This window comes from Curvibacter lanceolatus ATCC 14669, assembly GCF_000381265.1.
Taxonomy (GTDB): Bacteria; Pseudomonadota; Gammaproteobacteria; order Burkholderiales; family Burkholderiaceae_C; genus Curvibacter; species Curvibacter lanceolatus.
Map to the genome: position 1 here is coordinate 86063 of NZ_KB906268.1, position 19592 is coordinate 105654.

12 protein-coding genes and 1 pseudogene are annotated in these 19592 nt (G+C 56.3%); 4 read left to right on the forward strand and 9 right to left on the reverse strand.

Features of this window, described 5'->3' with window-relative positions:
• Nucleotides 1-28: 28 nt before the first annotated feature.
• The 6 genes from F624_RS0123125 to F624_RS0123150 form a co-directional block, all read right to left on the reverse strand.
• A complete protein-coding gene (locus tag F624_RS0123125) occupies nucleotides 29-1651 on the reverse strand; it encodes an efflux transporter outer membrane subunit (protein ID WP_245573717.1) in 1623 nt (540 codons plus the stop codon).
• Nucleotides 1641-2546, reverse strand: a complete 906-nt coding sequence (locus tag F624_RS0123130) for a TolC family protein (RefSeq protein WP_019576748.1) — start codon at nucleotides 2544-2546, stop codon at nucleotides 1641-1643. The genes F624_RS0123125 and F624_RS0123130 overlap by 11 nt, the downstream gene beginning before the upstream one ends.
• The gene (locus F624_RS0123135) at nucleotides 2539-5748 is read right to left on the reverse strand and encodes an efflux RND transporter permease subunit (RefSeq protein WP_051107500.1); all 3210 of its coding nucleotides are present in this window, start codon (nucleotides 5746-5748) and stop codon (nucleotides 2539-2541) included. Before F624_RS0123135 ends, F624_RS0123130 begins: the two co-directional genes overlap by 8 nt.
• Nucleotides 5749-5761: 13 nt before the next feature.
• Nucleotides 5762-6997 carry an efflux RND transporter periplasmic adaptor subunit gene (locus F624_RS0123140; RefSeq protein ID WP_031255989.1) on the reverse strand — a complete coding sequence of 412 codons (1236 nt, stop codon included), beginning with the start codon at nucleotides 6995-6997 and terminating at the stop codon, nucleotides 5762-5764.
• Nucleotides 6998-7287: 290 nt separating this feature from the next.
• Nucleotides 7288-7557, reverse strand: a complete 270-nt coding sequence (locus F624_RS0123145) for an acyl carrier protein (RefSeq protein ID WP_019576751.1) — start codon at nucleotides 7555-7557, stop codon at nucleotides 7288-7290.
• A 757-nt stretch (nucleotides 7558-8314) separates the two neighbouring features.
• The gene (locus tag F624_RS0123150) at nucleotides 8315-8587 is read right to left on the reverse strand and encodes a metal-sensing transcriptional repressor (protein WP_031255990.1); all 273 of its coding nucleotides are present in this window, start codon (nucleotides 8585-8587) and stop codon (nucleotides 8315-8317) included.
• 221 nt (nucleotides 8588-8808) lie between these two features.
• Here F624_RS0123150 and F624_RS0123155 point away from each other — a divergent pair, with 221 nt between their 5' ends.
• The 4 genes from F624_RS0123155 to F624_RS35020 all read left to right on the forward strand — a co-directional run bounded on the left by F624_RS0123155 (nucleotide 8809) and on the right by F624_RS35020 (nucleotide 15503).
• The gene (locus F624_RS0123155) at nucleotides 8809-10272 is read left to right on the forward strand and encodes a carbohydrate porin (protein ID WP_084679629.1); all 1464 of its coding nucleotides are present in this window, start codon (nucleotides 8809-8811) and stop codon (nucleotides 10270-10272) included.
• 121 nt (nucleotides 10273-10393) lie between these two features.
• Nucleotides 10394-11110 (forward strand): MgtC/SapB family protein, encoded by a 717-nt coding sequence (locus tag F624_RS0123160; protein ID WP_019576754.1) that lies wholly within the window; start codon nucleotides 10394-10396, stop codon nucleotides 11108-11110.
• A 280-nt stretch (nucleotides 11111-11390) separates the two neighbouring features.
• Nucleotides 11391-14156, forward strand: a complete 2766-nt coding sequence (mgtA, locus tag F624_RS0123165; RefSeq protein WP_031255994.1) for a magnesium-translocating P-type ATPase — start codon at nucleotides 11391-11393, stop codon at nucleotides 14154-14156.
• A gap of 648 nt (nucleotides 14157-14804) precedes the next feature.
• On the forward strand, nucleotides 14805-15503 hold the full coding sequence (locus F624_RS35020; protein ID WP_157443593.1) for a hypothetical protein: 699 nt from the start codon (nucleotides 14805-14807) through the stop codon (nucleotides 15501-15503).
• Between the two features lie 767 nt (nucleotides 15504-16270).
• Here the strand turns inward: F624_RS35020 and F624_RS0123175 are convergent.
• The 3 genes and pseudogenes from F624_RS0123175 to F624_RS34305 form a co-directional block, all read right to left on the reverse strand.
• A pseudogene (locus F624_RS0123175) lies at nucleotides 16271-17200 on the reverse strand (IS3 family transposase); the annotation flags it as partial.
• Nucleotides 17160-18404 carry a HAMP domain-containing protein gene (locus F624_RS0123180; protein WP_019576759.1) on the reverse strand — a complete coding sequence of 415 codons (1245 nt, stop codon included), beginning with the start codon at nucleotides 18402-18404 and terminating at the stop codon, nucleotides 17160-17162. The gene F624_RS0123180 and the pseudogene F624_RS0123175, both read right to left, overlap by 41 nt.
• A 281-nt stretch (nucleotides 18405-18685) precedes the next feature.
• On the reverse strand, nucleotides 18686-19156 hold the full coding sequence (locus F624_RS34305) for an arsenate-mycothiol transferase ArsC (RefSeq protein ID WP_169426676.1): 471 nt from the start codon (nucleotides 19154-19156) through the stop codon (nucleotides 18686-18688).
• Between the last annotated feature and the right edge of the window lie 436 nt (nucleotides 19157-19592).

A 19592-nucleotide genomic window follows, 5' to 3' on the forward strand; every position in this document is an offset into this window, starting at 1 on the left:
GGGCCCGTTTCACTCGGTGGCCTTGGGCCTATTTCGGGGCGGCTTCAGCCCGCTGTTCGCGCCCACGGTTCCACCATCCGCCTCCAAGTGCCTGGAACAGGGCCACGGAGTCGCCCAATCGTGACGCTTGGGCTTGGATCAGTGACAGCCGGGCTTGCTGATAGTTCTGTTCGGCAGTGAGCAGGGTCAGGTAAGACACATAGCCCAGTCGGTATTGCTGTTCCGTCAATTCGAACGACACCCGTGCCGCCGTGACGGCTCTCTCGGCTGCGGCATGGGTATGGGCGTCTGCATGGATGGCGTGGAGCGTGTCGGCCACGTTTTGGAAAGCCGTCAGCACGGTTGACCGGTACATGGCCTGTGCCTGGTTCAGTCCTTCTTCGGCGGCTCTCTGACGTGCCTTCAGCGTGCCTCCATCGAACAGGGTTTGGGCAACGTTGCCTGTCAGGCTGAACAACTTGCCAGATGGCCAGAACATCTGACTAAACTCCGAGGCGTTGCCTCCCAAGGTCGAGTTGATCGAAAACTGGGGAATGCGCGCCGCAATGGCCACGCCGACCTGCGCGCTGGCGGCATGCAGCTGCGCCTCGGCGCTCAGGATGTCAGGTCGCTGAGAGACCAGCTCAGAAGGCAGGCTCAACGGCAGCTCGGCCGGCAGAGTGAGAGATGCCATTGTGAAGTGCTCATTCAAATCTTGGTCTGGGGTCGTACCGGCCAGTACACGGATCAGATCGCGGGTTTGTTCCAACTGCTTTTCCAGCGGGGGGAGTGACTGCTGCGCCTGAGCCAGGGCCAGCTCCTGGGCGGCCACATCAATGCGCATGGCATACCCCAGACGGAATTGTTCCCGCAGGACCTTGAGTGCCCGCTCGCTGGAGTCGATCAAGGCTTGCACCGTCCGGATCTGATCCCGTGTCGAGGCTTCCTGGATGGCCGCGGCCACCACGTTGCTTGCCAGGGTGAGGTAGGCTGCTTCCAGTTGATAGCCTTGGAATTCAGACTGTGCCTGCAAGGATTCGACCAGGCGCCGATTGGCACCGAAGACATCGGGAACGTAGCCCACGGTCAAGGTGGCACTGTGCCAGTTGTAAATCACTGCCTCGTTAAATGGGGCAGTTCCTCCTTGGCTGGCGGGGGTGTTGGAGACAGTTGAGATCACGCTGCCGTTGCCCTGAATGCCCGGTGAGTTTCCTCCGGTATTGCCTGACAGCTTGGTCCGAGAGGGGGCGTAGCTGGCTTGTATCGTCGGGAAAAAGAAGCCTTCCTGAGCGGTGGTGTTGTAGCGGGCCTGGCGCAACGAGGCCACAGCGGCATCAATGGTCGGATTGGCTTGAAAGGACCGGCGTACCAGCCGGTCCAGGTCCGGTGAACGGAACTGTTCCCACCATTGAGCAGAGATCCTGTCCCCGATCCGCAGCGTTTGAGACGGTGCGTCACCGGCCATCGTTGGCGCCGCGTGATCCGGTCGTGATTCAGGGCTGTAGCGCGTGGCGGTCGGTGGTGTCGGCCGGGTGAAATCGGGCCCCACTGCACAAGCTGTAAGCAGGCTTGTCGCAACCAGTGTGCCCGCAAGGTACAGACGATCAATTCGAGGTGATGGATGCATGGCTGTAAGACCGTCAAGAACGACAACAAAAATTCTAGGAAGCATAGGGCTTGTCGCCTACTGTGACTTGTGACAGCCGTGTTCGATTGGCTGGGGTTACCTGCACCGGGGCCTGCTGAACGGCGCCCAGATCGGCTGCCGGGAAGTCGCCACACAGCACGGCCAGCAGGTTGCGGGTCTGCTCCAGTTGCTTGCGCAGCGGGGGCAGTTGGGCGGCAGTTTGGGCGTAGGCCGATTCTTGCTGGGCCAGGTCGAGGCCGCTGGCGTAGCCGCGGGCTTGCAGGCCACGGCTGTGCTCAAGCTGTTGGCGGGCCAGTTGCAGGGCTTCATCCAGCAGGGCGATCTGCTCGACCAGCATCTGCTCTTGGATGACGGCGGTGGCTACATTGCTGGCCAGGGTGACGCGCAGGGCCTCCAGTTGCAGGCGCTGGCTGTCGGCGCTGGCCTGCAGCGATTCGACCTGGCGCTGGTTGCCGCCAAACACGTCGGGCACAAAGCCGACGCTGAGCTGGGCGGTGTTGAGGGTGAACAGGCTGGCATTGGAGGCCAGCGGCGATGCCAGCACTTGGCCAGAATTTTGCCGATTGGCGCTGTAGCCCGCCTGCACCTGCGGAAAGAACAGGCCGCGCTGGGCGGTGACCAGCTCTTGGGCCTGGCGCAGGTTGGCGAGGCCGGCGTCGATGCTGGGGTTGTGCTGCAGGGCGCGTTGCACCAGGCTGTCGAGCCGGGGCGAGCGGTAGGCTGCCCACCAGTCGGGGCGAAGCTCGGCCGTGGCGGCGGTGGCCGCTGGATCAGCCTGCCGCGTGAAGGCACTGACCTGTGGCGCCTGGGGCGCGCGGTAGTCGGGGCCGACGGCGCACGCGGACAGCAGGCCGGCGCTGAGCAGGCCCAGTGCCAGGGTGCGCAGCGGGCCACCAATATGGCGCGATGAATCAAGCATGATCGTCCTCCTCATGGGCCAGCGCATCGCCACCCAGGCCCTTTCGACGGGTCTTCAGTTTGATACCACGCAGCACGGTGAGGCGGATGGCAGGCACCACCAGCAGCAAGAAGACCGGTCCGATCAACATCCCGCCGACCACCACGGTGGCCAGAGGGCGTTGTACCTGGCTGCCAATACCGTGGCTAAGAGCGGCCGGGAACAGGCCGATGCAAGCGGACAGTGCTGTCATCAGCAGAGGGCGCATACGGTGGACGTACGCGTCGTAGATGGCGTCTTCAGCGCTTTGACCGGCCATACGCAGTTCTTTGAAATAACTCAGGATCAAGATACCGTCCATCACCGAGACCCCCAGCAGCGAGACGAAGCCGATCACCGCTGAGATGCTGATCACCTGGTCAGACACATATAGCGCCAAGATGCCGCAGGCCACCGTGAAAGGAACAGCAACCAATGAAAGCAGGCTGTAGGCAAAGCTGCTGAACAGCGCATACAGCAGCACAAGTATGAGGGCCAGGGCCATCGGGATCAAAATGCTCATTCGAGCCTTGGCCTGTTGCAGCGACTCGAACTCGCCCGCGTACTGGATGCGGTAGCCTTCCGGCAGTTTGACGTCAGCGCTCACGCGCTGTTGCAACTCGGACACGGTGCTACCGAGGTCACGGTCACGTACGCTGAACTTGATCGGAATGTAGCGCTCATTGCGCTCGTGATAGATGTAGGTGGCTCCTGTGTCTAGCGTGATATCAGCGATGTCGCGCAGCGGAATGAACGCATTGCTCCCTGAAGACGTGGTGTATCCAATCCGAAGATCTCGAACGCTTTGGATGTCGCGTCTGTTAGCGGACAAATAGCGCACACTCAATCCATACTGGCGCTCGCCCTCGAGCACGGTGGTGGCCACAGAACCGCCCATGGCGGCCTGGATGGCGGTGTTGACGTCGCCGGTGTTCAGCCCATAGCGGGCCGCCTTCTGCCGGTCGATCTGGATGTTGAGGTTGGGCTGGCCCAGGGTGTTGAAGATGCCGACATCGGCCGTGCCCTGGACCTTGTTCATGACGGCGACCACGTCTACGGCCAGCTTCTCGAGCATGACCAGATCGGGCCCGATGATCTTCACCGAATTGGCCCCCTTGACGCCCGACAAGCCCTCTTGCACGTTGTCCTGGATGTATTGCGAGAAGTTGAAGCCCACGCCCGGGAACTCGAGAGCGAATTTCTCCTGCAACTCTGTTACCAACTTCTCCTTCGTCATGCCTTCAGGCCACTGATCAAAGGGCTTGAGCGGGGCGAACAGCTCGACGTTGTTGAAGCCCGAGGCATCTGAGCCGTCGTCGGGGCGGCCGTGCTGCGAGACCACGGTGATCACCTCAGGATAGCTGTCGATGATCTCGCGCATACGGTTAGCCTTAGCGGTACCGGCCTCCAGCGAGATGGTGGGCGGCATGGAAGCCCGGATCCAGAGGTTGCCCTCTTCCAGCGCTGGAAGGAATTCACTACCGAGGTGTGACGTCAACACCCCTACGGCTACCAAAAACACCACACCACCCACACAGACCTTGCGGGAGTGTGTCAGTGTCCATTTCAGCGCAGGCTCGTAGAGGTGACGAATGAACTCGACGATGCGAGTTTCGTGCTCCTGGATGCGGCGCGGCAGCAGGTAGGCAGCCAGCACCGGGGTGACGGTGAAGGTGGCCAGCAGCGCGCCCGCGAGGGCGTAGCCATAGGTGCGAGCCATGGGGCCGAAGATCTGGCCTTCGACACCGGTCATGAGGAACAGTGGCGAGAAGGCGGCGATGGTGATGACGGTGGAGAACAGCACCGAGTTGTCGACTTGCAGCGAGCTCATGAAGATCATGCGCAGGCGCTGCGTCCAGCCCAGGGCCGGGTCGGTGACCATGCCGTGGGGGCCACGGGTCATGGCGCGCAGGGCGTTGATGCGTTCGCGCGGGCTCTTCTGGAAGTTGCGGAAGATGTTCTCGACCAGGATCACAGCCGAGTCGACGATGATGCCGAAGTCGACCGCCCCCAGCGAGAGCAGGTTGGCCGATTCGCCGGTGAGCACCAGCATCATGATGCTGAAGAAGAGCGCAAACGGGATGTTGACGCTGACGATGACGGCGCTGCGTAAATCACCCAAAAAGACCCACTGGATGAAGAACACCAGCAGGCAGCCAAAGATCAGGTTGTGGATGACGGTGTGGGTGGTGACGTTGACCAGGGTGGATCGGTCGTAATAGGGCACCAGTTGCACGCCCTGCGGCAGGCTGCCATCGGCATTGATCTTCTTGACAGCCTCTTCGACGCGGGCGATCACGTCTTTGGTCTGCTGGGTGCGGTTCATGATGACCACGCCTGTGACCACGTCGTTTTCGGCGTCGCGGCCAGCCTCGCCCAGCCGGGGCACGCTGCCCACGCTGACGGTGGCCACGTCCTTGACCAGCACGGGCAAGCCGTTTTGCTGGGTGATGACGATGTTGCCGGCGTCGGCCGCATCGCGCACCAGGCCCAGGCCGCGCACGTTGACCGATTGCTCACCCACGCTGAGATTGCGCCCACCCACGTTGCTGTTGGCATTGCCCACCGCGCTGAGCACCTGCTGCAGGGTGAGGCCATAGCTTTCAAGCTTGGCGGGGTTGACCTCGACGTGATACTCCTTGGTAGTACCGCCCCAGGTGACGACCTGGGCCACACCGGGCACGGTGAGCAGGCGGCGCTGGATGATCCAGTCCTGGATGCCGCGCAGATCGGTGAGGCTGTAGGTAGCGGGGCCCTTGACCTGGTAGCGCAGGATCTCGCCGACCAGGCTGGAGGCCTGGATCTGCGGCTGCACGCCGCCGGGCAGGTTGACGTTTTGCTGCAGGTTGAGCGCGGTCTGGGTCAACGCGGGCACGTACTCGACACCGTACTTGAAGGTGACGCGCACAAAGGCCAGGCCATAAAACGAGGTGGAGCGGATGTTGTCCACGCCCATGGTGGTGGCCAGGCCGATCTCCATGGGGCGGGTGTAGTAGCGCTCCATCTCTTCGGCCGACAGGCCAGGGGCCTGGGCGGTGATTTCAAGAATGACCGGGGCCGGGTTGGGGTAGGCCTCGACGTTGAGTTTGATGAAAGCCAGCACGCCGGCGGCCATGAAGGCCAGCAGCCCGAGCAGCACCACCGGGCGGCGCGTCAGGACGAACGCCAGTAAAGAACGGAACACGGCAGGGCCTCTTTCAGTTCGTGGTGATGAGGTAGAGGTTGCTCAGGAACAAGCCCTTGTCTTGAGCCACCTTCTCACCGACCTTGAGGCCTTCGGTCACTTGCACCATGCCATTTTGAATCAGACCAGTCTTAACGACACGGCGCTTGAAGCGAACACTGTCGGTGGCGACCCACACGGACATACTGCCGTCGCCCTCGCGGGCCAACGCGTTCTGCGGCACGGCGGGTGACGTCACAGTTGTGCCAACGCGGATGACGAAGCTCGCCAACATCTGTGCTTTGAGTAGATGCTGCGGGTCTGCAACATCCGCGCGCACGACAATCCGATGTGTCACTGGATCCGTGGTGTCGCCGATGTAGCTCAACTTACCGTTGAAGGTCTTGTCGGGATATGCTTGAACCTTGACTTTGGCTTCTTGACCCAGGCGATAGCTGGCCAACTCCGATTCCGGCACGTTGGCAACCATCCAGAGGTGCTGCAAGTTCGCGACGGCAACAGGCGCTGGGGCGTTGCCTGGCTGCACCAACTGCCCGACGGCTCCCGCACGTGCAGTCACCCGTCCGGCGAATGGGCTGCGCACGGGCATTTCTGTGTCGACTTTGCGGGTGGTTTCGATGGTGTCGATGTCGTGCGCACTCAAGCCGAACAATTCGATGGTCTTTCTGGCTGCACGATACGCAGCATCGGCTGCCTGCTGATCCGCTATGTTTTGCTGCAACTCCTTTTGAGGAATGCTCTGGCTTTCGGCCAACGCCTTGGCACGGCGAAGGGTCTCGTTGGCCACGCGCAGGTTGCCACTGGTTGAGATCAAGGCCGACGCGGCCTGGGCCAGATCGGGGATCTGCACGGTGTACAGGACCTGGCCTTTGCTCACATCGTCGCCAGCGCGGACGTTGAGCTGCCCGATGCGACCCTGGTACGGCGAGAACACCTGAACCGCGTTGTCTTGGTTGAGGTCAATGATGCCAATGGCCTCACGCTGTTGCTCGAAAGCCTGCGCCTTGACTTCACCAACCTTGAGTTCTGCGACCTGCTCAGGCACCATTTGCAGCTCGTCTCGCCCGACTTTGGCTGCCAAAACTGGTGGGGTTTCAGAGGCCTGGCGAGCAGGGGTGCTGGGGGATTTGAAGTAGTAGATGCCTGCTACGACACAGCCAACGAGCGCAACTCCGAGAGTTGCCAGCAATGCAGGCCGAGTGCTTCCGGCGTTGAGCGGAGCATTTTTGACCTTGTTGTTTCCGGACATGTGAAGAACCTCGAGCGTATGGAACTGAGTTGATTGGGCCGTCAGCGACGGCCGAGACTGTACGAGTGAGTTACTGACCACCAACTGACCCAACCTGTCAGGTCAAACCTAGGTCATGTTCCTGGCAGCTTGCTAAAGCCCCCAATCGGGTCACATCGGCAGCGTGGGGCCTTCCAGGTGATACACACGCCCAAGCAGACTCCCTGCATTTGAGTCAGGTGTCAGTTCACGTTGAGCAATGCCCCTCGTGACGTGAAGTCAAAACCGAGCAAGATGCGCAGGCGTGGCGGTCATGGCTGCTCTTTCGGCACAGCATCTAAGTGATCCTGAATCGTCTGTACTATTGATCCGAGAGTGACAGCCTCATGCTTGAGGTCAAGTTGATCCTCGGGTATCCGTACCTTGAATTCATCTTCGATAGCGAAGACGAACTCCATCAATTGCAACGAGTCCAAGCCCAACTCGTTCAGGTGTATATCCGGCTTGATCTGATCTTGGTTCACATGGAACTTCTCCATCAGAACTCGAGCCACTGCAGTCAGCACACGGGTGTTGTGCATGATGACTCCTTGAAAAGTCATGTTCGGATGTGAGGATTTTTCGGCCAGGAGTATTTCGTTTTGCCGGCGTGTATGGCTTCCAAGGAAGCCTGCGGAAAGTGTGCGGCAAGTACCTGAATGCAACATGAATCGAGGTCTATCGCCGGTTGATGGTCATCCTGTCGAGGCGTCACGTACCCCTCACGCTCTCAATGGATCGGTAAAGCATGCTTCGTACGGCGGTTTGCCCGTTCAGATCGTCCTCGCCCAAGGAGCACCGACTAACAGACCCCGTGCGCCGACATGCGGTGCTGGATGACCTAGCGCTTACCGCAATGTGTTAGGGGCGTGGAGGAATTACCCATATTCAGGCTCCCTTCATCTCGCCGTGGAAGGATTCTTTGATCTTCTCGGGTTCGCTCTTGCGCCGTGCGGCGCTAGGATGAACTCGACGACAAAGGAGCCTCCCATGCTTTACAAATCGTGTCTCAAGTCTTTCGTGCTCATAGCGATCAGCACGGCTCTCGCAACTTCCTTTGCCATGGGGGTTCGAGGCCATGGCAAGCTTTGTCCGTATTACAAGAAGTCGCCTCATGAGTGTTCAATACCTGCGACACAGACGCAGGCGCCCTCCGAAGAAAAGTTGACATCGGGGCAGGACAAGTAGTTTGAGTCTGCAGCCACTAGCGGCGAATTGTTTCGCTTGCTGGTTTCTTCGGTCCTGTCCTAAGGGACTGTGAGTGAATCCATAGGTCCGCCTCAGCGGCGACTGTGGTCCTCACACGTACTTTGTGATTTCCTTGAACTCGCGCAAGGCGTCCTCGGCGGCAACTGCGCCATCTCGGGCCATGTGCTCTAGGCAATGATCGATGTGATCATGGATCAGGGCCTTGCGGGCGTTGCCGATGGCGCGCTCGACCGCCAGTAGTTGCTGGGCCAACTCCAGGCATCCCCGCCCATCTTCCAACATCGCGATCGTGCTCTTCAAGTGCCCGTGTGTGCGCTTGAGTCGGACGAGTACGTTTTGATGGTCTCTGCGTTCGTGTTCCATACTTTGCTTGCATCCCCCCTGGGGGGTTGTTGTCTGGATGTTTCTTTCCTGCTACATTTCGTGCTGCGTTGCACAAATGTTGCTGCTCATGGTAACGCGGTTGCTGACCAGACAGCCGTGTCATACCTGAGTCACGTCAGATAACTAGGGTGTTTCACGAGGCGCCCTTTTTGAAAAAGTTCATTTAACTCGGACGTCATTTGCTTGCAAGCATTATCTTGATGCGTGCAGTTTTTGACTTCTGCACAATTCGATATGAAAGCGGAAGAGGTTTAAAATTGTTGATCAGAAAAAAAACTGAAAGCATCATCTCACAGAAGCTTGTGTTGCTGGTGTTGGGTGTTTGTGCTGGCTTCTCGAACGCTGCCTTTGCTGCAGAAGAGGACTTTGAAGAGACTCAAGCCAAGTTCCAGGCTACCTGGATCTGGCAGAGGCATGGGAACTTTGCTTCCAATCCCCCCGCTGGGCTGGATTCTTCAAAATATTCTGGTGGATACCCGATCTACAGTTTGCCCGGTGGTCGAGATGTGACCTATACCAGTACGGTCACAGGTTATTTTGGCTTTCGACCATGGGCTGGTGGGGAATTCTATTTCGACCCAGAGATTACGCAGGGTGTGCCATTTGCAAGTTATCTTATCGGCATGGGCGGATTTTACAATGGAGAAATCACCAGAGCATCTGGCTCCAACCCCACGCTATATCGTCAAAGACTTTTTTTAAGGCAAACTTGGAACCAAGGCGGGGGCAGTGAAAAAATTGAATCCGACCTCAACTGGATGGCTGGTACTGTTGACAAAAATAGGTTTGTCCTAACGGCTGGAAATTTCTCCACGCTGGATGTTTTTGACAAAAACAAATATGCTGGGGATCCACGCCGCCAGTTCATGAACTGGGGCAATATGACCTCGACCGCCTTTGATTATGCGGCCGATGCCAGGGGCTGGGGTTGGGGTGCAACGGGCGAATGGTATCGAGACGACTGGGTTATTCGTTTTGGCCGCATGACGGGACCCGTCCGCCCCAATGAGTTGCCCATGGATCTGAGGATCTTCAAACATTATGGCGATCAACTTGAGATTGAACATGATCACGAGGTAATGGGGCAACCGGGTGCTGTGCGGGTCATGCTCTGGCGCAACAAGGGGTATCTCTCAAGATTTCGTGATGCCATCAATTACGGCAATAGTGTGAACTGGCAACCGGGCGCAAATGGTATGGAATACATATTGGATGTGCGCAAAGGCGATAATGTCAAATACGGTGCTGGCTTGAATTTCGAACAGGCACTCAGCGATGACAGTGGTATCTATGGTCGCGCCATGTGGGCGGATGGCAAGACCGAGACCTTCGCGTTTGCAGAAGCGGACCGGTCGTTGGCTGTTGGTGCGTCTTTCAAAGGCACTTCCTGGGGGCGAGCGGAAGATACCATTGGTGTTTCATACATGCAGAATTTTTTATCGAAAGATCGGCGAGAGTATCTTTCCAAAGGCGGTATTTCATATTTCATAGGGGATGGCTGGCTGAATTATCATCCTGAGAAGATTATTGAAATGTATTACAGCGTAGCTGTGCGAAAAGATCTCTGGATCACGGCTAACTTGCAATACGTGAAAAATCCAGCCTACAACGCTGATCGTGGGCCATTCACCATCGGATCGATTCGGGTACATGCAGAGTTCTGATCGAATTCCAATGGGGGGTGACCCAGGGGGGGCCTCTGTCCGCGCCCCTGAGTAGCCTTCATCAGTTGCGTGACGTTGGTCTTCATTCCTTTCGCAATCTTCACTGTGTTGGGGGAATTTCGTGCAGATCATTGAAAATCTGAATTTCATATCAGCCCTCGATACCCTGGTGAGTTTGGCTGCAGCCTTTATTTTGGGAGGGCTCATAGGGCTGGAGCGCCAGTATCGACAACGGACTGCCGGGTTGCGGACCAATGTGCTGGTGGCGCTGGGAGCGGCTATTTTTGTGGATATGGCCAATCGCCTCGGAGGGCATGAGGGTGCCGTCCATGTCGTCGCCTATGTTGTCTCAGGCATCGGCTTTCTCGGGGCCGGAGTGATCATGCGTGAAGATGGTAATGTCCGCGGCCTCAATACGGCCGCGACATTATGGGGCTCTGCTGCTGTAGGGGCGTGTGCTGGGGCCGACCTGATCGTCGAAGCGATTCTCGCGACGGTCTTTGTCCTCGCGGCTAACACCCTTCTTCGACCCGTGGTGAATCGGATCAATCGTCAACCGATGGATACACACGGTGTTGAGGTGACAAACACCGTTTACGTCATTGCTCCGCGATCGCGGCAAAAAGAGGCATTGCTGCGCTTGGAGGCGGAGTTGGAAGCAGCGTCATTCCCCACGCGTGGACTGGTTGTCCACGCTTTCGGTCAGGATGCCGTCGAGATTGAAGCTGTACTGACTGCAACCGAAATCGAAGGGGAGCATATGGATGTGGTCATCCAAAACTTGTCATCCAGTGATTGCATAAGCCAAGCATTCTGGAGCCCCAGCACCACTGAATGACGAAATTGGGCTTCATGAGTCGGGTGCATATCCAGATTAACCAGTGAATGTGCCAAGTCAAGGGTTGGTCGAAGCCCTTCTGTTAGAAGGTTTCAATTTTCTAATTTGTGCAAGTGTTGACCAGAGCAGGGTAGCGTCAGGACTTTTCCTATAGTTTCGGTGGTGGGAATGTCCACAGATCTTTCCGGCGTTTCCCTCGAAATGAAATTGTTGCTACCGCTCGCAGCGATGATTTTTATGAACGAGGTTCTGCAGTTTCACATGCCGAGGAGAACTGTGCATGAAGAGCGATTTCTTTAAGAATTTTTTTGTTCGCTTCGTCCGGTCTAGGGGATTAGGCAGGCATTTCCGACGTTTGGTGATGCTTGATGCGGTCATGCGGGATGCTGGGAGCCGCGAGATGCCTCCGGGCATTGCCAAAGGTCTTTGTGATGCATCTGCAAGCGGATCTGACCGGCTTCTCGAGCAACTCCATTCCCATCCGAGGGGATTGACCAGCGTTCAAGCGGCTGCCATTCGCGAAAAGCTCGGCGCCAATGTGATCGAACAAGAACGCCCCCCGTCTTGGTGGTTACATTTATGGCAATGCTACAAAACGCCATTTGATCTCTTACTGACCTTGCTCGCCTTCATTTCCTTCGTAACAGAGGATCTCAAAGCGACCATCGTCATTGGAGCGATGGTGGTGCTTTCAGTATTGATCCGGTTTTGGCAAGAAACCAAGTCCAACCAAGCCGCGGACAAGCTCAAGGCATTGGTTGGTAACACGGCGACTGTCGTCCGTCGTGATCTGGCCGAAGAGGTTTTGGAGGAAGCTCGCATCTACTTCGAGGTCAAGCTCCATCCCAAAGCACCCGAGTATGTAGAGGTGCCGGTTGACCAATTGGTTCCAGGGGATTTGATCACATTGTCTGCTGGTGACATGATTCCCGCAGATTGTCGAGTGCTCACTGCCAAAGACCTCTTCATCAGCCAAGCCGCAATGACCGGCGAATCCTTGCCGGTTGAAAAATATCCTGATCAGCAAGACGGCGGAGCCAGTAGCCCCTTGGATCTGCAGAACATTCTTTTTATGGGTACCAATGTGGTGTCGGGTTCGGCGCTCGCAGTAGTTGTACATACGGGTAGCAGAACCTATTTCGGGGCTCTCGCACAAGGGATAACTACAAGCGACCAAGCGCCCACCCAGTTTCAGGCAGGGGTAAACAAGGTAGCCTGGTTGCTGATTCGATTCATGTTCATCATGGCCCCGCTGGTTCTTTTCATCAATGGGTTCACCAAAGGAGATTGGACTGAAGCATTCCTTTTTGCCATGTCCATTGCTGTAGGGCTGACCCCCGAGATGCTACCGATGATTGTGACATCGACGCTTGCCAAAGGGGCCGTTGTCCTTTCACGTCAGAAAGTGATCGTGAAGCGACTGGATGCGATCCAGAACTTCGGGGCGATGGATGTGCTTTGCACTGATAAAACAGGGACCTTGACGCAAGACAAGATCGTGCTGGCTCAGCATACCGACATATGGGGTAATGAATCAGATGCGGTACTGGAAGCCGCATACCTCAATAGTTTCTACCAGACGGGTTTGAAAAATCTGCTTGACGTTGCGGTGCTGGAGCATATTGATATTCACAATGAGCTCAATCCAGTCATCAATTACCGCAAAATTGATGAGATACCTTTCGATTTTCAGCGTCGTCGTATGTCGGTTGTTGTTGCACAGGGCCAAAGCAGGCACACCCTCATATGCAAAGGTGCCGTCGAGGAGGTACTGGCTGCATGCACGCATGTTCGCCATGGAGAAGTCGATGAGCCTGTTGACGCAGGTTTGCTGGCAAGGATTCGCAAGGTGACTGCGTCCTTGAATGAGGATGGCCTGCGTGTGGTCGCCGTGGCCTCCAAAGCAATACCCGTCGATCAGGATGCGTACGGTGTGGCGGATGAAGTGGAACTGACCCTCATTGGGTATGTGGCATTTCTTGATCCGCCCAAAGACTCCGCGGAGCCAGCGTTGAAGGCCCTGGCCGGTCACGGCGTGACGGTCAAAGTGCTCACAGGAGACAATGAACTCGTGACAGCGACAGTTTGCCGCCAAGTAGGTCTGCAGTCCGACCGAATTCTTCTAGGGTCCGACATCGAAATTATGACCGATGACAAGCTGGCGAAGGCAGTTGAGAAGTACGCCCTTTTTGCCAAGTTGACTCCAGCTCACAAGGAGCGTGTCGTCCGCACACTCAAGAACAACGGTCATGTTGTTGGGTTCATGGGTGATGGGATAAACGACGCACCTGCGCTGCGGACCGCGGATATCGGCATCTCAGTCGATACGGCCGTCGATATCGCCAAGGAGGCAGCGGACATCATCTTGCTGGAAAAAAGCTTGATGATTTTGGAGGAGGGTGTTATCGAGGGGCGAAAGACTTTTGCAAACATGCTCAAATACATCAAGATGACGGCCAGCTCAAACTTTGGCAATGTCTTCTCGGTACTCGTTGCCAGCGCCTTCATTCCATTTCTTCCGATGCTGCCGATGCATCTTCTGGTGCAGAACCTACTCTACGACTTCTCACAGATCGCCATCCCTTTTGACAAAGTTGACGAAGAACTTGTCAAATTACCGCAACGCTGGAACCCGTCAGATATCGGGCGGTTCATGCTCTTTTTTGGCCCGGTGAGCTCTATTTTTGATATCGTCACGTTCTGCGTGATGTGGTTTGTCTTTGGTGCAAATTCAAGTGAGCATCAAACGCTTTTTCAATCTGGCTGGTTCGTGGAAGGTCTGATGACACAGACATTGGTGGTTCACTTGATTCGCACGCAAAAGATCCCATTCATCCAGAGCCGTCCTGGGATAGCACTGATGTTGGCTACAATTACAATCATGGCGATTGGGATATTCATTCCGATGGGGCCATTTGCCGAATATTTCAAGCTTCAGGCGCTTCCAACAAGTTACTTTTTGCTGCTGGTAGTAATCTTGCTGGCCTACATGACACTTGTGCAACTTATGAAGCATTTTTATTCGAGTAAATATGGATGGCAGTGAAATAAAAATCATTTATTGTCGATGTCAAAAAAATAAGACTGCCTAGCAGGCTGAAGAAATGCTTCGCCGACCAGTGCAGTTGATTAGTCCGCCCTGAACGACGCGCAAGTCCTTGATGTATCTTGAGATTGGCCGGGTTGCTAGGCGCAGGATTTGCAAGGTATGGTTTGCCAGCACCTGTTTTCTTGCAAATTTATCCGAGCAATCCCATGGGCCCGAAGCCTTCACAACCTCAGTCCGGTGAGTTGTTTCGTCCACGGCTGGACGAGCAGATTGTTGATTTCCATGCAATCCGAACCCACCGGGGGGGGGTGGATTGCATGGAAATCAACATCTTTTGGATGGAATGCTCGTCGGCATGAATATTTTATGCGTGTTAAGGTTCCCTTCAGGTAAAGATGTACCATGTGCATGGTGTCTGAGAGAGGGTATGAATTCATACACCCATCAAAAAAATTAATACCAAGTTGGCGTTGCAATTTCCTTTGATTGGCGGATATGCCAATTTGATAGGTTCGATCGTGGTTGACGAAAACACTAGGCTGGTTGCGTGGGATATAGATCGGCATTTTTTCTCAATAGGAAATCCTAGCAAGACGCTTAGATGTTTTTGCAATTTCTTCTCGCAATTGAGAAAGGTCAGTTCGCATGACTCAAAGTCCGTCTCAATCTTCACTTTTCAAGCAAATCCCTTTGATATTGCGGCCCGTTATTGATCAAGCCATCAATGAGACGTTGGAGGCATCAGCTCAAAAATCCTCTCTTCCGCTGGGTGTTGTTGGTCGGTGTGCTGATTTTGCAATTGTAGGGGCAAGATTGTTATCAAAAATAACAGGCCACCCCTACCGCTCAGTCAGTGGAGGCGCTGTTGTTGATTGCGGAAATAATACTTGCATGATCATCAACCCCTCTCGAAGAAATAGGCGAGACGCACGTTTTTTATCGAGTCTAAGGGACTATCATTGCTGGATTGAGTCTGTGTATCGAATGGCTGATGGCCACGCTCGAGTGGAAGTTGTTGACTTTACACTTCGACATGATGCAGAGTATGTGCATGCACACAAAAAGATGTTTTTCAATGATAGCTATCCTTCTTACCGATGGGATTTCAAGGATCTTATAGTACCTCCCCCAGAGGATTTCATCAAAGGCATTCAGGGTGCTGAAAAAAGTCAATTTTGGACGTGGGAAATTGCGGATTGCACTCGATTGCTGCACGCCTACGAATGTAGTCATGAAATTAATTTTCAAGTCTTAACGAATAATGCATTTTTGAGATTTTATCAGTCATTGGAGCTGCTTCATAAAGATTTATCCTCCGAAGCCCAACCACCCAAAGATCTTTAAATTAGTCAACTCAGCTTGGTTTTACCAGAATTTCATTAATTAACTTCGACGCCCAGCCGATAGGAGTCCGGCATACAAATTGAGGCGTACGCCAAAATGTAATAAGAGGTGTGCTGCAGTTATTGATTGAATTAATTGTTTAATCTCCAAGAGGTAAATCTCGAAAAGTAAATTGCGGGACTTAATGTGCAATTGATTAGTCGTCCCTGCCAAACCCCACCAACTCGCATGAACATTGGCCTCGCAAGCTATTGCCTCATCCCAGAACTCCCAATTTAATATTCACCAAATCCCAATTCCTGGGAGTTTTGCCTGAGGCCCGATCAACCATGACCGCTGACTTCTTCTGCAACCGTCTTGATCAGATGATTGATATGCACCATCCGTTGGTGGTGTTGGCCAACCGGATGCCCTGGCAAGAACTGGAGGCATCTTTGGCCCACCGTTTTGCAGGTCAGGTGCGCGCCGGCAACTGTCAGCGCCAAGCCGGTGCGTGTCAAAGTAGTTGTCGCCTGATTCGTGCGCACCGAGGCGCTTTATCCAGTGCTGATACCGGCGTTTGGATGGTAAGCAACCGGCCAAGTCATCTATCCAGGGCCCTCGCCATAAGGTATTAATGTCCACGCCAATCAGCGCGGACATGAGTCCACTTCAATTTCTCTCTTGAATTCAGCCTTCGCGTACACCAGCCCACCTGTGGGGCAGTAATTCCGCAATCCGATTGGCCTTGTGCGTGGCTGTGCGTGTCAAGACAGTTGTCGCCTGATTCATGCGCGCCGAGGCGCTTTATCCAGTGCTGATGTCGGCGTTTCGATGGGCGCCGAGTCCCGCTCCGGATTGAGCTTGACCACCGCGATGTGATCCCAGTTTCGGGTGTGTCTGGCCCACCTGGCCGGATGGCATCGCCGGGCCTGCTGGTACAGCTCATCGCGGCGTTTCAATATCTCCACGTCCTGCCCACTGTGTCGCTGCGCTGGTGTCACGTATCGAATCCCGCTGTGGCGGTGCTCCAAGTTGTACCAATGCACGAATCTCGAAGCCCAGGCCCGCGCATCACTCAGGCCCGCAAACCCGCTCTTGGGGTATTCCGGTCGGTATTTGGCCGTTCTGAACAGCGCCTCGACAAACGCGTTGTCGTCGCTCACCCGGGGCCGCGAGTAAGAGGGTTTGACGCCCAGCCAGTGCAGCATGGCCAGCACCGTCGTGGCTTTCAGCGTGGCGCCGTTGTCGCCATGCAGCACGGGCTTACTGTCTTTGGCTGCAATCCCTTCGGCCAAGGCCGTGCGCTGCACCAGGCGGGCTGCGTGGTCTGAATCATCCTCGGCGTGCACCTCCCAGCCCACGACCTTTCGGCTGTACAGGTCCACGATCAGGTACAGGTAGAACCAATGCCCAGCAACAGTGGCTGGCAGGTAGGTCATGTCCCAGCACCAGACCTGGCCCGGTGCTGTGGCGATGTGCGTGGTCGGTGGCCGTTGCGCTCTTGGCGCCCTGGCACGGCTGCGGTGGGCGTTTTGCCCAGCTTGGCGCAGCACCCGTGCAAAGCTCGATTCGCTGGCCAGGTAACGGCCTTCGTCGGCCAACAGGGGCACGATGCGCGCAGGCGGTAAGTCCGCAAAGCGCGGCTCGTTTGCCACGCGCAGCAGTTCGGCACGTTCAGCTGCACTCAAGGCGTGTGAGGGGCTTGGGCGATGACTGCATGCGGGCCAGTGCACGCATCAGCATCGCGCTTTCATCGCTGCCGGTCACTACAGGGTGTTGTTGAAGGTCGCCCGCCGCCATGGCATCGAGGTGGTGGATCACCGCAGCCAGTCCGCTGTCCATCACCCGCGCGAAGCAGTAGAAGAAGTAAAGGCCCAGGCACAGGCTCAGGATGGCCAGTACAGCTTTCCAATTGCGTGCTAGGGTCAGTGCGGCTTCACGCACCTCTAATTGCTGGTCCAGCACCGGCAGCCCCTTGTCATAGAGCGACATGAATTGTTGCAGGGCCGCCTGCCCGCTTTGATACGCCTCCTTGGGCTCCAGCGCGGCCTTGATCATCTGGGTCGGGTCTGCCGTCTGCAAGTAGCTGCGTGTGAGCTCGAAAGCTTGGCTGTCGAGCGCGCCTTTCTGTCCGGGCAGGGCCTCCAGGGCCTGGGCCCAATTCAAAAGCCCTTCGTTCACCCCGCCCTCGGCGCGGGCGTTCCACACGGCAAAGCGGCGGTATTGGGCTGGGTTGTCCAGTCCACCCTTGGCCAGACCGTAGGTGCTCCAGCCCCAGACCAGGCCCAGATCTTCGCCGGCCTTGGGCAGATCGGTGAACAGTGGGGCAATCAGGTCACGGGTGCGCAGGTCGACATCCATGCCCAGTTGTGCCTCGGCATAGAGATGCCTCAGAGCCTGTTGCAGCGCCAGACTGACCACCGGTCGCTCTTCAACGGTCGTCTTGTCTTGTGGGCCTGCCCCAGTTTGCCAAGCCGTTTGCAAGTCCTTGATTTTGGGTGTCAGCACCAGCCTGTCGCCGGTGTTGCTCAGGTGCTCCTGCAGCTTGACGAGCGCCGCATCCGCTCGTTGGCGCGCCACCGCGCCCAACGCGGCAGCTTCTGTGAAGCCGCCATCGACTGCGCGCTGAGCCGCCCGGGCCTCGATCTGGGCCCTGAGAAAGGGCACCAGTTGCTGCATGGCAGCCACCCCGGCCCGTTCTTGTCGCACTTGATCGAGTTGTCCCTGCACACCGGCCAGGTAGGCACCTCCCAGGACAATCGAAGGCAGAACCAGAACGGCTGAAATCAAAAGGGCTTTGGGGCGGAAGCGCAGTTGCCTGAACAGGCGCATCACCGGGTTGCGTTCATCGGACTGGTTCGTCTGAGTCGGGCCAGCGCTGGCGGGTCGCGTGGCGATGGTCGGCCAATGCGTGCTCATGATAAAATGATAAAAATAAATTTAGAAACAATTTAATACGATAAAAATCATATTTTTGCGATCATTGACCATTTGAATGTCATTCATGATGACATGACCCTGCCGCGTGATCAAACCGCCATGCACAGCACCGGGCCCGCACGGGGTAATGGTCTTTCAAGACCATTGGGGGCTGTTGGACTCAGATTGGCTCAGACGGGATTGGATGACACGGCGCGGTCAATCCAATCAGGCGCAGGTGAGCGCCTAACTGTGACAGGGCGCTCCACGAAGGGCGGGCGTCAGTGTCGGGCCAAATCGCGCAAATCGTCGCGCAGTTCGCGCGGACGCCCTGCCTTGTTGTGCAAGGCCACCAACAGTTCCAGGCGGCGCTGCAGTGCGTAAAGCATCTGGGTTGCTTGGGTGAGTTGTTGTGCCTGAGTGTCACCGGGCTCCAGCGCTGGGAAATGCCACAGCGCCTGTTCGGGTTGCCCGGGCCAGAGAGGCAGGGGCAGGCCAAGCGTACCCTCCAAGGTGATGACGAAGTCCATCTTCGGCGCCCCGGGTTGGACCAGGGTCGACCAGTCTTTGGGCTTCAAGCCTTCGCTTGATATGCCAGCCTTGTGAAGAACCTGCCGGGCCACTGGGCTCAGTTGGTCTGCAATCTGGCCTGGTACACCACAGGAATAGGCTTTGATGGCACTCCCCCCCAGCTCACGCAAAAGTGCTGCTGCCAACTGACTGCGCGCGGCGTTGCGCGACGAGACAAACAATATACGGGTCACGTTGGGTTCAAGCTAGGGTGCTGTGCGCCATTAGATCCGCGTCCGACTGGCTTTGAAAATGGATTGGGCTTGGGCAAAGAAAGGTTGGCCAGAGGCCTCTTTCAAGGGGCAGTAATGGATGGCGACGCTAGTGCTGCCATCGGGTCGTGCGATCTGGGTGGCGTGCACGTACAAAGCCGCCGAGGGGCGCTCGAAAATTTCGACGTAGTAGTCGTGCAAACCTTGGTCCCCCTGATTCTCGGAGCCGATGTAGAAACGAGAAGTCACCGTGAAAACCCTGACGAAAAGTTGCCTTTCTTGCAATGGTAGGACATTTTTCTGTAATGAAGGGGGTGGACATCAATCCAAAGAATTACCAAGCGCAGAGCGAACGCCCTAAGCGCCCGCTTTGTCATGACTTCATCACGCAATCGGCCTAAAGTGT